The organism is Streptomyces sp. NPDC093094, assembly GCF_044754345.1.
In the GTDB taxonomy this organism is placed as follows: domain Bacteria; phylum Actinomycetota; class Actinomycetes; order Streptomycetales; family Streptomycetaceae; genus Streptomyces.
In genome coordinates, this window is sequence record NZ_JBIVOX010000013.1 from 160,065 (window position 1) to 174,123 (window position 14,059).

The window sequence follows — 14,059 nt, forward strand, 5'->3', positions numbered from 1 at the left end:
GGCGAGAAGTGCCCCGGATCGTGGAAATTCCGTTCATACGACGGTGTCGCACGCCGACGCGCGAGACCCCGCCCCTGAACAGGGACGGGGTCTTCGTGCAACGGTTCGAGCCGGCTTCGCCCGCTCGTCCGGTCTACGGGCTCAGCCCGCGCGGAAGGCGACCAGGAGGTAGTCGGTCTCCCCGCCGATGGATCCCAGGCTGCTGGCGTAGACGTCCGACATGAACAGCCGGCCCTGGGAGTAGCGGATCTCCGCGTGGTTGGGCAGGAACCGGGCCTCCGTGTCACGGACCTTGTCGTCGCCCGGGTTCTCCAGCAGCTTGGTCTGCTCGAAGGAACCGCCGTCGATGCTGACGACCTGGCCGCCCTTGTCGTAGGGCGGGGCCTTGTAGGCGATCAGGTTCGGGCCGTCCATGCGCAGCGGCCACAGCCGGTAGTTCTCCCCGGCGTCCGCGCGCTGGCCGGTCTCCTTGCCGGTGGCGAGGTCGAAGGCGACGACCTCGTTGGTGTACTCGTGCTCCTCGGTCGCCAGGTACAGCCGGCCGTTGCCGACGACCACACCTGCGCAGTCCTCGACCTTCGAGATGGTCTCGCACTCGCTCGCGTACTTGTCGTCGGGCGCCGAGACACGGGCGAGCAGCTTGCCCGTCTTGTTGTCGATGGAGAAGAAGTCGAGGATGGAGGGCGCGTCGCTGGTGATGTCACCGGCCTCGGCGGCCACCACCAGCGGGTCGGTGGAGACGATGCCGGCGTACTCGATGCCGCCGTCCATCTTGTACTCGGAGATCACCTTCCCGGACTTCGGGTCGATGGTCTGCACATGGAGGGTGCGGTTGCCGTACTGGCCGCACTTGCGCAGCGCGACCAGCTTCGGTCCGCCGCCGTAACCGGCGTCGTAGCAGGTGTCGGTCGCCTTCGGCGCCCACAGCTGCTTGCCGGTGACGAGGTCGAAGGCGCCGCCGCCGCTGGTGCCGCCCACGGCGACCGTGGAGCCGCTGACGGTGACATTGTCGAGGTGGATCTCCTGGTCACCGACCTTGAGCGACTTCTGCCACAGCTTGGTGCCCGCCTGCAGGTCGATCGCCGCGATCTGGGTGCAGCCCTCGGAGGAGCTGACCGCGGGCATCCGCGGCTGGAAGGCGACGGCCACCTTGCCGCCGTCGCCGACGAACTGGCCGGCCTCGCACACCGGGCCGGGCAGCTTCACCGTCCACTTCTCGGTGCCCTTGTCTAGGTCGTAGCCGACGACCTCGGCGACGCCGCTCTTGGCGTACACCGTGTCCGTCAGCCAGGAGCCCTCGACGACGACGGTCTCGTTCTTGCGCACCTTGGGCATCGGCACCTGGAAGAGCACCTTGGAGGCCGGGTCGGAGGGCGCCTTCTCGGTCGCCTCGCCCGTGCCGCCGCCGCCCTTCTCGTCACCGCCCCCGCCGCCGTCCTTGCCGTCCCCGCCCTCGTCGCCACCGCCGCCGGTGCCGCCGCTGGAGCCGGCCGTGTCCTTCTTGCCGTCGTCGGCGGCGGAGCCCGCGTACCAGATGCCGCCGCCGATGATCAGGGCGATCGCCACGACGGCCGAGACGATGATCGCCAGCTGCGCGTTGATCCTCCGCCCGCCGGACGGCTGCCCGGCCTGCGGACCCACCATCGGGACCGTCGCCTGCGGGTAGCCGTAGCCGGGCTGCTGCCCGTAGGCGCCGGGCTGCTGGGCGTACGGGTTCGGCTGGCCGCCGTAGGGGGCGGGCTGGCCGGGGTAGCCGTAACCGGGCTGCGGCGGAGCCGTGTGCGGGTAGCCGTAGCCGGGCTGCGGCTGGGGCGGCTGCGGGGCGCCCGGCGCCTGGGGCGCGCCGAAGCCCGGCGGCTGCGCCGGGGGCGGGGTCTGCGGGGCGGGGCCCGGCGCGGGAGGCGTGGCCGGCGGCGGGGTCTGCGGCGGCTGCGGAGCGCCGAAACCGGGCTGCTGCGGCGGCTGGTCCTGCGGCGGCTGGCCGGGCGGCGGGGGCGGCGTGGTCATGGTGTGAGTACCTCGTGGGAACGGAACGGGGGCGAGGGCGGACGACGAGTGATCGTTCGGGTGCCGGACGCCGTGCGGGCGGGCCGGGTCACTTGCCGAAGACGATCATCAGCTTCTCCCTGGCCTCGTCGTTGCCGGTGAGCCGGGTCGCCGCCAGGTACAGACGGCCGCCGCTCCAGCGCAGGTCGCGGGAGAAGAAGCTGTCCTCGACGGAGGACGCGCCGGAGGGGTTCTGCAGGACGGTCACCGGCGTGTGCGCCTTGCCCGCGGCCGGGACCGACACGACCCGGCCGCCGGTCTCGTACGACGGCTCCACGTAGGCGACGAGGTTCCCGCCCTCGACCGCCAGCGGCGTGATGGGCTCCTCCGTGGGGGACTTCACCCGCCACTTCTCCTTGCCGGTGGCCAGGCTGAACGCGAGGACCTCGTTGGCGCCGCCTGAGGTGTCGGTCGGCAGATAGAGGGTGTCGCCGCCGACGGCGACGCCCTGACAGCCGGTCAGGTCGCGCTGGAGAACGGTGAAGCCGCACTCGGGGGTGAAGGACTCCTTCGTCGAGACCTGGGAACGGAGCTTGCCCGCCGCCGTGAAGGTGGCGATGTTCCAGGTGTCCTTGTCCTCGTTCTCGCTGTAGACCACCAGCGGGTTCACCGACAGGGTCCGGTTGATCCGGTAGCCCTTGTCGTACTTGAACGTCCACCTGGCCTTGCCGGTCCTCGGGTCGAGCTCCTGGATCTCCTCGTGCTCGGTCTTGCCGCCGAGGTCGCAGGAGGCGACGGAGTAGAGCTTGCCGCTGCCGCCCGCGAACGCGCTCGGGTAGCAGGACTCGCCGTACTTCTTCTTCTCGAAGAGCTGCTTGCCGGTCCGCACGTCGTAGGCCACGCCCGACTGCGAGCGGCCCACCACCAGCGTGTCACCGGCCAGCGTCAGCTCGATGGTGATCGCGCTGTCGAACAGCGCGCCGTCGGCGACCTTGCCGCTCCAGCCCTTCTCGCCCGTGTTCAGGTCGACCTGCTGGATCTGGTTGCACTTGGCGTTGCGGCTGGCGCCGCTCATGTACGCCACGACGATCTTGTCGTCGGACGACTTCTGCGAGGTCGCCGCACAGATCTTCTGCGGGAAGGTGACGGGGTCCCAGGTCGGCCTGCCGTCGGCGACGTCGTAGGCGAAGAGCTGCTTGTAGGCGGCCTTCACCGCGGTCTTGTCGTTGATCCACATGCCCTCGGCGTCGGCGCCGGAACCGGGGGCGTCGGGCGCCTCCTTGTACCAGAGCACCTTCGCCTCGCCGGGCTTGCGGCCCGCGTTGAGGTCCTCCTCGCCGTCGCCGCCGTCGCCGCTGCCGTCGCCGGGGTTGACCGGGGCGTCGGTCGCGGTCGGCTTGGCGTCGTCGCTCTTGTGGGCGACCGGCTTCTTGTCCTTGCCCTTGTCTCCGTCGACGTCGCGCGTCACCGCGAACACCGTGCCGCCGACGACGAGCAGCGCGGCCACCGCCGCGCCGATGATCATCGCGGGCCTGCCCTTGAAGGGGTTGCGGGAACCGCCGCCCGGGGGCGGGGGCACCGGCGCACCCGGGTACTGCGGCTGCTGCGGATGGCCGTGACCGGGCTGCTGGCCGTACGGGCCGGGCTGCGGGGGCTGGCCGTACGGGCCGGGCTGACCGTAGGGGCCGGGCTGGGCGTAGGGACCCGGCTGGGCGTAGGGACCGGGCTGCGGGGGCTGGCCGTAGGGACCCGGCTGGGCGTACGGGCCGGGCTGCTGCGGATAGCCGTAACCGGGCTGCGGGGCCGGCGGGGTGTGGGGCGGCTGGGCCGGGGTCTGAGGCGGCGTCTGGGGTGCGCCGAAGCCGCCGCCCTGCGGCGGCTGGTCCTGCGGTGCTCCGAAACCGCCGGGCTGCGGCGGCTGGTCGGGCGGCTGAGTCATCAGCGTCTTCCCCCTCGTTCACTGATTTTTAGCCACGCCCTGGTACGTGATGGCCCCAGAGCCGTTCTTCTCAGACGGCCCTTTCTATCACTGCCCACCGACAGTCAAGAGGCCCGGTTCCTCCCCTGTTCCCAAGGGAGGACCGGGCCGTGATGGGTCCGTTACGCGCCTTCACGCCCCCTTCACGCGCCGCGCGCCACCTCCTCGCGCGCCGGTGTCCGGGGCAGGCCCGGACGGTCAGGCGTCCTCGGCCAGTTCCAGCCAGCGAAGCTCCAGTTCCTCGCGCTCCCCGCCCAGCGCGCGCAGTTCCGCGTCGAGTTCGGCGACCTTCGCGAAGTCGGTGGCGTGCTCGGCGATCCGCGCGTGCAGCCCGGCCTCCTTCTCGGAGACCTTGTCCAGCTGCCGCTCGATCTTCTGGAGCTCCTTCTTGGCGGCACGCTGGTCGGCGGCGCTCTTCTCCGCGGCCGGCCTCGGCGCGGCGACCGGGGCGCTCGCGGCGGCCGCCTCCTCCATGGCCCGGCGCCGCTCCAGGTACTCGTCGATGCCGCGCGGCAGCATCCGCAGCGTGGAGTCGCCGAGCAGGGCGTACACCTTGTCGGTGGTGCGCTCGACGAAGAACCGGTCGTGGGAGATGACGATCATCGAGCCGGGCCAGCCGTCGAGGACGTCCTCCAGCTGGGTGAGGGTCTCGATGTCGAGGTCGTTGGTGGGCTCGTCGAGGAACAGGACGTTGGGCTCGTCCATCAGCAGCCGCAGCAGCTGGAGGCGGCGGCGCTCACCGCCGGACAGGTCGCCGACCGGCGTCCACTGCTTCTCCTTGCTGAAGCCGAACGTCTCGCACAGCTGACCCGCCGTCATCTCGCGGCCCTTGCCCAGGTCGACGCGCTCACGCACCTGCTGCACGGCCTCCAGCACCCGCAGGGCGGGGTTGAGTTCGGCGACCTCCTGGGAGAGGTAGGCCAGCTTCACCGTCCTGCCGACGGCGATCCGGCCGCCGGCCGGCTGGGCCTCGCCCTCGGTGCGGGCCGCGTCGGCCATCGCCCGCAGGAGGGAGGTCTTGCCCGCGCCGTTGACACCGACCAGGCCGATGCGGTCGCCCGGGCCGAGCTGCCAGGTGACGTGCTCCAGCAGCGTCTTGGGCCCGGCCTGGACGGTGATGCCCTCCAGGTCGAACACGGTCCTGCCGAGCCGCGAGGAGGCGAACTTCATCAGTTCGCTGCTGTCGCGGGGCGGCGGCACGTCCTTGATCAGCTCGTTGGCCGCCTCGACCCGGAAGCGGGGCTTGGACGTGCGGGCCGGGGCGCCCCGGCGCAGCCACGCCAGCTCCTTGCGGACCAGGTTCTGCCGCTTGACCTCCTCGGTCGCGGCGATCCGCTCACGCTCGGCCCGCGCGAAGACGTAGTCGGAGTACCCGCCCTCGTACTCGTACACGGCACCGCGCTGCACGTCCCACATGCGCGTGCAGACCTGGTCCAGGAACCAGCGGTCGTGCGTGACGCACACCAGCGCCGAGCGCCGCTCGCGCAGATGCCGGGCCAGCCAGGCGATGCCCTCGACGTCGAGGTGGTTGGTGGGCTCGTCGAGCACGATCAGGTCGTGGTCCTCGATGAGCAGCTTGGCCAGCGCGATACGGCGCCGCTCGCCGCCGGAGAGCGGGCCGATGACGGTGTCCAGGCCCTTGGGGAAGCCCGGCAGGTCCAGTCCGCCGAACAGCCCGGTCAGCACGTCACGGATCTTGGCGTTGCCCGCCCACTCGTGGTCGGCGAGGTCCCGGATGACCTCGTGCCGGACGGTCGCCTCCGGGTCGAGGGAGTCGTGCTGCGTGAGCACGCCCATCCGCAGCCCGCCGGCCTGCGTGACCCGGCCCGAGTCGGCCTCCTCCAGCTTGGCCAGCATGCGGATCAGCGTCGTCTTGCCGTCGCCGTTGCGGCCGACCACACCGATGCGGTCGCCCTCGGACACGCCCAGGGAGATCCCGTCGAGGAGGGCACGGGTGCCGTACACCTTGCTGACGTTCTCGACATTGACCAGGTTGACGGCCATTTCACTCCTGCCCGGGCGGATGGATCGACCATCCAGAGTAGTCGGCCTTCAGCCCCCGTCCCGCTGCTCCTCGCGGCGCCGCAGGCAGGAGGAGACCGCGAGCACCGGCAGGGACTCCTGCGCCAGGCCGGCCTCCAGGGGACCGATGTGGCTCTCCGCCGCCGCACAGCGCGGGTCGTCGCGCTCGGCCAGGGCCGGGCGGCGGCACCGGCGTCCAGCAGATCGCGCACCTCGTCGATGTCGCCCTGCCGTACGGCGGTGGCCAGCCGTGCCGTGTCGTCGGACGTCACCTCGGACGGCCTCCCCCCTGTGTCGTCCCGGAGCCGTGCGTGTTCTCCCCCGCGCCGGCTACCGGACGATCGTGGCGCCCTCGGTCGGGGCCTGGGCGGTGCGCACCGTACGGCAGGTGCCCGAGGCGCGCAGGGCGTCCGCGATCTTCTCAGCCGATCCGGGGTCCCGGGCGAGGAACGCGGTGGTGGGGCCGGATCCGGAGACCAGGGCCGCCAGGGCGCCCGCGTCCCGGCCGGCCGCCAGGGTGCCGGCCAGCTCGGGGAAGAGGGACAGCGCGGCCGGCTGGAGGTCGTTGGAGACGGCGGCGGCCAGCGCGTCGGGGTCGCCCTTGGCGAGGGCCCGCAGCAGCTCGGGGGAGGCGACCGGCTCGGGGACGTCGAGGCCCTCGGTCAGCCGGTCGAACTCCCGGAACACCGCCGGTGTGGACAGGCCCCGCCCGGCCATCGCGAACACCCAGTGGAAGGTGCCGCCGACCTCCAGGACGGTCAGCCTCTCGCCGCGGCCCACCCCGAGGGCGGCCCCGCCGACGAGGCTGAACGGCACGTCGCTGCCCAGCTCGGCGCAGATCTCCAGCAGTTCCTCGCGCGAGGCGCCCGTGCCCCACAGCGCGTCGCAGGCCAGCAGCGCGCCCGCGCCGTCCGCGCTGCCGCCCGCCATGCCGCCGGCCACCGGGATGTCCTTGGCGATGTGGAGGTGCACGTCGGCCCTGCGGCCGTACCGTCCGGCCAGGGCGAGCGCGGCGCGCGCGGCGAGGTTGCTCTCGTCCAGGGGGACCTGGTGCGCGTCGGGGCCCTCGCAGGTGACGCGGAGGGCGTCGGCGGGAGTGACGGTGATCTCGTCGTACAGTCCGACCGCGAGGAAGACGTTGGCCAGGTCGTGGAAGCCGTCGGGGCGGGCGGCACCGACCGCCAGCTGGACGTTGACCTTGGCCGGGACGCGTACGGTGACGCTCACTTACCGGGTCTCCTTGTGCTCGGCGATGCGGGCGAACTCCTCGACGGTCAGCGACTCCCCGCGCGCCTGCGGCGAGACCCCGGCCGCGACGAGGGCCGCCTCGGCGGCGGCCGCGGAGCCGGCCCAGCCGGCGAGTGCCGCGCGCAGCGTCTTGCGCCGCTGGGCGAAGGCCGCGTCGACGACGGCGAAGACCTCCTCCCGGGTGGCCTCGGTCTTGAGCGGCTCGGTGCGGCGGGTGAGGGCGACCAGTCCGCTGTCGACGTTCGGCGCGGGCCAGAAGACGTTGCGGCCGATGGCGCCGGCCCGCTTGACCTCCGCGTACCAGTTCGCCTTCACGGACGGCACGCCGTACACCTTCGACCCGGGCGCGGCGGCGAGCCGGTCGGCGACCTCGGCCTGCACCATCACCAGGGTGCGTTCGATGCTCGGGAAGGTGGCGAGCATGTGCAGCAGCACGGGCACGGCCACGTTGTACGGGAGGTTCGCCACCAACGCCGTCGGCGCCGGGCCCGGCAGCTCGGCGACGTGCATCGCGTCGGAGTGCACCAGCGCGAACCGGTCGGCCCGCTGCGGCATGCGCGCCGCGATCGTCGCGGGCAGCGCGCTCGCCAGCACGTCGTCGATCTCGACGGCCGTGACCCGGTCGGCCGCCTCCAGCAGCGCCAGGGTGAGGCTCCCGAGCCCCGGGCCGACCTCGACGACCACGTCGTCGGGCCGGACCTCGGCGGTCCGCACGATACGGCGGACCGTGTTGGCGTCGATCACGAAGTTCTGGCCGCGCTGCTTGGTGGGGCGCACGCCGAGCGCGGCCGCGAGTTCACGGACGTCGGCGGGCCCGAGAAGGGCGTCGGGGGTGGGGCTGCTCACGGCACCAGGGTACGGGGGCCGGCCGGCCCGCCCGCACGGCTCACCCGCGCAGCCGTGCCCCGCAGTGCGGCCAGGGGCTCGCGCCGCGCCGCAGGTACAGCTTCTTCGCGCGGACGGTCTGCTCGGCCGCGGGGGCGTCCTGCGGGCGGCCGGAGCCGCCGAGGCTCTGCCAGGTCCGGGTGTCGAACTGGTAGAGGCCGCCGTACGTGCCCGACGGGTCGACCGCGTCCGGCCGTCCGCCCGACTCGCAGACGGCGAGGCTCTGCCAGTCGAGGTGGTCGGCGCCCTGCGCGGAGACCGGCAGCGGCCTGGTGCCGACCTTCACCACCCGGCTGACCGGCTCGCGCACCAGCTCGACGCCGACCCTGCGCGGTCTCTGCCGTACGCCGTTGACCGTGCGCAGGTGGTACGTCACCCGGCGCAGGCCCGGCTGTCCGGCGCGCTCGACCACCTCCGTGCCCCGGAACAGCGTCGGGTCCTGCGTCCGTTCGACCCGGAACGGGAGGTACTCGTCGCGGGTCTCCCGCGTGCCGGTGATCCGCAGCACGGTCACGGTCTGGCCGTCCCTCGGGAAGCTGCTCTGCGGGACGGACGTCGCGTCCTGTCCGTGCAGGGTGATCCCCGCCTCCGCGACGGCCTCGCGGACGGTCGCCGCGTTGGTGCGGACGGTGCGGGCCCGGCCGTCCGCCATGATCGTGACGGAGCGCTCCGTGCGGACGTCGAGCGCCAGGCCCTCCCGTCCGATCGGCCGGGAGCGCGAGGCCGACAGGTACGCGCCCTCCGCCCGCACGCCCAGCTGTCTGAGCGCCCGGTCCACCGTGTGCTCCGTCGTCCAGACCTCGCGGCGGTGTCCGTCGAGGGTGAGCACCAGCGGGCGCCCGTAGCGCACCACGACCTCGTCGCCGCTGACGAGGTCGGTGCCGGGGGCGGGCGCCACGACGTCGTGCGCGCCGACCTCCACGCCCTGCTGCGCCAGCAGTTCGGTGACGTCGTCGGCGAAGGTGTGCAGGGTGCGGGAGTGTCCGTCGACGCTCAGTTCCACGGCCTTGTCCTTGGCGACGAAGGCGGAGGTGCCGCCCGCCAGGAAGGCGACGACCAGGGCCTGCGGCAGCAGCCGGCGCACGGGCCCGTCGCCGAGCAGCGGACCCGCGGTCCTGCGCCGTCGCGCGGCACGCCGTCCGCCCCCGGGGCGCCCGGCGCCGTCGGGCGCCTCCTGCCGCGCGGCCGCGGGCCCCGCCTGCCGGCGCGGTGCCGGTTCGCGGGCCTCGTGGGCGGGGACGTAGGTGTCGGCGCCCGGTACGTACGCCGGGGGGTGCGGGCCCGGGGCCGACGCGAGCGTCGGGGTGTGCGGGCCCGGGGCCGGGGTGTGCCCGGGGGCGCGCGCCGCGAAGGACGGCGGTGTGTACGTCTCGCCGTAGCCCAGGGTGTCGGCGGTGTGCGGGTCGAAGGGCTCGAAGGGCTCGAAGCCGGGATGCGGTTCGTACCCGGGGGTGTGCGCGCAGCGCTCGTCGCGCAGGTACGGCGAATCGCTCACGCCGACACGCTCCAGAGGGGCCAGAGGGGTCCGGATCGGGCCCCCAGAACCTAGCGGAGCGATCGTCACTCTCCAAAGCGACGCGACTACCCGGCGTGATGACGGGGGTGTCAGTAACCGAAGGCGCGTGCGGTGTTCGCCGCGAGTGCCGTCGCCAGCGCGTCCTCGCCGATGCCGCGCACGGCGGCCATGGCGCGGACCGTGACCGGAACGAGATACGGGGCGTTGGGCCGTCCGCGGTACGGGGCGGGCGTGAGGAAGGGCGCGTCCGTCTCCACGAGGACGAGTTCCAGCGGCGCCACCACGAGGGCGTCGCGCAGGTGCTGGGCGTTCTTGAAGGTGACGTTGCCGGCGAAGGACATGTAATAGCCGGCTGCCGCGCAGATCTCCGCCATCCCGGCGTCGCCGGAGTAGCAGTGGAAGACGGTGCGCTCCGGGGCACCCTCCTCCTTCAGCACGCGCAGGACGTCGGCGTGGGCGTCGCGGTCGTGGATGACGAGGGCCTTGCCGTGCCGCTTGGCGATCTCGATGTGGGCGCGGAAGGAACGCTCCTGTGCGGCCCTGCCCTCCTCGCCGGTGCGGAAGTGGTCCAGGCCGGTCTCGCCGACGCCCTTGACCTGGGGCAGCGCGGCGAGCCGGTCGATCTCGGCGAGCGCCTCGTCCAGGCCCGCTTCGCCGCCGGGCCGGCGCGCGCCCTGCCGGGACCAGCCGTCGGGGTCGCCGTGGACGATGCGCGGGGCCTCGTTGGGGTGCAGGGCGACGGCCGCGTGGACGGCGTCGTGGGCCGCGGCGGTCTCTGCGGCCCAGCGTGAGCCGGCCACGTCGCAGCCGACCTGCACGACGGTCGTCACACCGACCGACGCCGCCTTCGCCAGGCCCTCCTCGACCGTGCCGGACTGCATGTCGAGGTGGGTGTGGGAGTCGGCGACGGGCACCGCCAGGGGCGCGGGCAGCGGCGGCGCGGCGTTCTTGTCGGTGGCGTTCGAAGGCATGTCCCGATCCTACGGAAGGGGCATGCCGTGCCGTCCCCGTGCCTCAGCCGGCCTTGCGGTGGAAGGGGTGCAGAAGGTCCGAGAGGTGCCAGCGGTGGCGGTCCCCGCTCTCCTGGCCGGTGCGGGGGCGGTCCGCGTTCAGGACCAGGGCCACCTGTCCCGCGCGCATGATGCGCACCACCCTGCTGTCGCAGTTCTCGCACAGGGGCCGGCTCAGCGGGGAGGGGACCTTGTGGCCGTCGGCGACGTAGGTGACGGACCGACGGCCTTCGGCGTCGCGGTGGTGCTCGATCACGTACGACTGCTCCCAGCCGTGTCCGCAGTGCATGCAGGCGAAGGAGTAGGACTCGTGGGCGACAGGGACAGCGGGTGCGATCTCGGTCATGCCGGCTCCTGGTGAGGTCCGCGGCGGGCGGGGACCCGTGCGTCCCCGACAACCCCCTCGGCCAGTGCACTCCTGCGCCGGGCCGGGCGCGACGGGCCTGTCGAGTATTGGCGCCGTCTTGGGCGTTCCTTGCCGCAGCGCCCCAGCTCGCAGGCTTCCGCTTTGCCTGTCGTGCTCCGCCCTTTGCCCAGAAATCAGCCACCCGCAGGCGTATCGATCACGCCCCGGCGTTCTTCGCCGCGACGACCGCGTCGAACACCTCCCGCTTGGGCAGGCCCGCCTCCGCGGCGACCGCCGCGATGGCCTCCTTGCGCCGTTCCCCGGCTTCCTCGCGCACCCGTACCCGGCGGACGAGTTCGGCCGCGTCGAGCGTCTCCGGGCCCCGCTCGGGCGCCCCCTCCACCACGACGGTGATCTCCCCGCGCACGCCCTCGGCGGCCCACGCGGCCAGCTCGGCCAGCGGGCCGCGCCTGACCTCCTCGTAGGTCTTGGTCAGCTCGCGGCAGACGGCGGCACGCCGGTCGGCGCCGAAGACCTCGGCCATCGCGGCGAGGGTGTCGTCGAGCCGGTGCGGCGCCTCGAAGTAGACCAGGGTGCGGCGTTCCTCCGCGACGTCCCGCAGCCGGGTGAGCCGCTCGCCGGCCTTGCGCGGGAGGAACCCCTCGAAGCAGAAGCGGTCGACGGGCAGCCCGGACAGGGCGAGCGCGGTGAGCACGGCGGACGGACCGGGCACGGCGGTGACGCGGACGTCCTTCTCCACGGCGGCGGCGACCAGCCGGTAGCCGGGGTCGGACACGGACGGCATGCCGGCGTCGGTGACCAGCAGCACGCGGGCGCCGCCGAGGAGCTCCTCGACCAGTTCGGGGGTACGGGCCGCCTCGTTGCCCTCGAAGTACGACACCACGCGGCCCTTGGGGGTCACGCCCAGCGCCTGGGTCAGCCGGCGCAGCCGGCGTGTGTCCTCGGCGGCGACGACGTCGGCGCCGGCCAGCTCCTCGGCCAGCCGGGGCGGCGCGTCCGCGGTGTCGCCGATGGGGGTGCCCGCCAAAACAAGGGTTCCAGTCACCCCTCCATCCTCCCAAAGGCGGCCCCCGCCCCTTCCCGGAACCACCGCGGCGGCGGCCCGGGGGCGGGCGGAGGACCGCGCGGGGGCGGACCGCAGGGGGGGTTCGGGGGGATTCGAGGGGGCTTTCGGGTGGCTCGGGCGTCCCACCCGTCCGACGCATACGTCGCATGCACGGGACTCACACAGAACGTTTCCCTACGATGGCGCGGTGACCAGTACCGCGTCCTCCGCGCCCTCGACGGACCTCCGCCACGAGCAGGACCCGCACGACCGGCGGCCGTCGTGGCAGCAGCGGCTGCGGCAGTTCGGCCACCGGGCGGAGCCCGCGGCCGACGTCCGGGACCGGCTGGTGCCGCCGTACGTCGAACCCTCGCCCCGGATCTGGGCGGTGCTCGGCGTCCCGCCCACCCTCGCCGGGCGGATCGGCCGGCTCTCCGGCTGGGGCGGCCCGCTGCTGGTGACGCTGCTGGCGGGCCTGCTGCGGTTCTGGAACCTCGGCAGCCCCAAGGCGGTGATATTCGACGAGACGTACTACGCGAAGGACGCCTGGGCGCTCGTCCACCGCGGCTTCGAGGTCAACTGGGACAAGAACGCCAACGACCTGGTGCTGTCGTCGGGCGGCCATGTGCCGATCCCGACGGACGCGGCGTACGTGGTGCATCCGCCGGTCGGCAAGTACGTCATCGGCCTGGGCGAGCTGATCTTCGGGTTCGACCCGTTCGGGTGGCGGTTCATGACCGCGCTGCTCGGCACGCTGTCGGTGCTGATGGTGTGCCGGGTCGGACGGCGGCTGTTCCGCTCGACCTTCCTGGGCTGCCTCGCGGGCGCGCTGCTCGCGGTGGACGGGCTGCACTTCGTGATGAGCCGCACCTCGCTGCTCGACGGGGTGCTGATGTTCTTCGTCCTGGCGGCGTTCTGCTGTCTGGTCGTCGACCGCGACAAGGCGCGCGAGCGGCTCGCCGCGGCGCTGCCGGCCGACGCCGACGGGCTGGTCCGTCCGAACGCCCTGGTCGCGGACACCGCGCGGCTGGGCCTGCGGCCGTGGCGCTGGACGGCGGGCGTGATGCTGGGTCTGGCCATCGGCACGAAGTGGAACGGCCTGTACTTCCTGGCCGCGTTCGGGATCATGACCGTGCTGTGGGACGTCGGCTCCCGCAAGGTCGCGGGGGCCCGCCGTCCGTACGCGGCGGTGTTCAAGTACGACCTGGGTCTCGCGTTCCTCGCGACCGTGCCGGTCGCCGTGCTCACCTACCTCCTGTCGTGGACCGGCTGGATCCTGTCCCCGTCCGACGGCAGCGGCGGCTACTACCGCGACTGGGCCTCCAAGGACGGCCGGAGCAGCGACTGGTCGTGGCTGTTCCCGGACTGGTGGCGCAGCCTGTGGCACTACGAGACCCAGGTGTACGACTTCCATGTGCACCTGTCCTCGCCGCACACGTACCAGTCCAATCCGTGGAGCTGGATCGTGCTGGGCCGGCCGGTGTCGTACTTCTACGAGTCCCCGGCACCCGGCCAGGACGGCTGTCCGGCGGACGCGGGCGACAAGTGCGCGCGCGAGGTGCTGGCCCTGGGCACGCCGGTGCTGTGGTGGGTGGGCGCTTTCGCGCTGCTGTACGTGCTGTGGCGCTGGTTCTTCCGCCGCGACTGGCGTGCCGGGGCGATCGCCTGCGCGATCGTGGCCGGATATCTGCCCTGGTTCTTCTTCCAGGAACGCACGATCTTCTACTTCTACGCCGTCGTCTTCGTGCCGTTCCTGTGCCTGGCGGTGGCGATGCTGGTGGGTGCGCTGGTGGGACCGCCGGGCTCGACCGACGCGCGCCGGGTGGCCGGCTCGACCGGGGCGGGCGTGCTGGTGCTGCTGATCGCCTGGAACTTCATCTACTTCTGGCCGATCTACACCGGCCAGGCGATCCCCATAGACGACTGGCGGTCACGGATGTGGCTGGACACCTGGGTGTAGGCGGTCTCCGTTCGGCCAACAAAGCCGGGCGCCGGTGCCTGT

10 protein-coding genes are annotated in these 14,059 nt (G+C 73.0%); 1 reads left to right on the top strand and 9 read right to left on the bottom strand.

Going from position 1 to position 14,059, the window contains the following annotated elements; translation table 11 throughout:
• Positions 1-141: 141 nt before the first annotated feature.
• The 9 genes from ACIQGV_RS27140 to rsmI form a co-directional block, all read right to left on the bottom strand.
• Positions 142-2,007, bottom strand: coding sequence for a PQQ-binding-like beta-propeller repeat protein (locus ACIQGV_RS27140; protein WP_402498569.1), 1,866 nt, complete (start codon positions 2,005-2,007; stop codon positions 142-144).
• 88 nt (positions 2,008-2,095) lie between these two features.
• Positions 2,096-3,925, bottom strand: a complete 1,830-nt coding sequence (locus tag ACIQGV_RS27145) for a PQQ-binding-like beta-propeller repeat protein (RefSeq protein ID WP_402498571.1) — start codon at positions 3,923-3,925, stop codon at positions 2,096-2,098.
• A gap of 237 nt (positions 3,926-4,162) precedes the next feature.
• A complete protein-coding gene (locus tag ACIQGV_RS27150) occupies positions 4,163-5,968 on the bottom strand; it encodes an ABC-F family ATP-binding cassette domain-containing protein (RefSeq protein WP_402498573.1) in 1,806 nt (601 codons plus the stop codon).
• A gap of 348 nt (positions 5,969-6,316) precedes the next feature.
• Positions 6,317-7,213, bottom strand: a complete 897-nt coding sequence (locus tag ACIQGV_RS27155) for a 4-(cytidine 5'-diphospho)-2-C-methyl-D-erythritol kinase (RefSeq protein WP_402498575.1) — start codon at positions 7,211-7,213, stop codon at positions 6,317-6,319.
• Positions 7,214-8,080 carry a 16S rRNA (adenine(1518)-N(6)/adenine(1519)-N(6))-dimethyltransferase RsmA gene (gene rsmA / locus ACIQGV_RS27160; RefSeq protein ID WP_402498577.1) on the bottom strand — a complete coding sequence of 289 codons (867 nt, stop codon included), beginning with the start codon at positions 8,078-8,080 and terminating at the stop codon, positions 7,214-7,216.
• A gap of 40 nt (positions 8,081-8,120) precedes the next feature.
• Positions 8,121-9,614: a ubiquitin-like domain-containing protein gene (locus tag ACIQGV_RS27165; protein ID WP_402498579.1), complete on the bottom strand. Its 1,494-nt coding sequence runs from the start codon at positions 9,612-9,614 to the stop codon at positions 8,121-8,123.
• A 110-nt stretch (positions 9,615-9,724) separates the two neighbouring features.
• Complete coding sequence (locus ACIQGV_RS27170) at positions 9,725-10,606, bottom strand: TatD family hydrolase (RefSeq protein ID WP_402498581.1); 882 nt, start codon at positions 10,604-10,606, stop codon at positions 9,725-9,727.
• Between the two features lie 43 nt (positions 10,607-10,649).
• Entirely contained in the window at positions 10,650-10,991 is a 342-nt protein-coding gene (locus ACIQGV_RS27175; protein ID WP_402498583.1) for a hypothetical protein, read from the bottom strand.
• Between the two features lie 217 nt (positions 10,992-11,208).
• A complete protein-coding gene (rsmI, locus tag ACIQGV_RS27180) occupies positions 11,209-12,057 on the bottom strand; it encodes a 16S rRNA (cytidine(1402)-2'-O)-methyltransferase (RefSeq protein WP_402498585.1) in 849 nt (282 codons plus the stop codon).
• 208 nt (positions 12,058-12,265) lie between these two features.
• On the opposite strand from rsmI, the gene ACIQGV_RS27185 reads away from it, so the two are divergent.
• Complete coding sequence (locus tag ACIQGV_RS27185; protein ID WP_402498587.1) at positions 12,266-14,017, top strand: dolichyl-phosphate-mannose--protein mannosyltransferase; 1,752 nt, start codon at positions 12,266-12,268, stop codon at positions 14,015-14,017.
• Positions 14,018-14,059 lie beyond the last annotated feature (42 nt).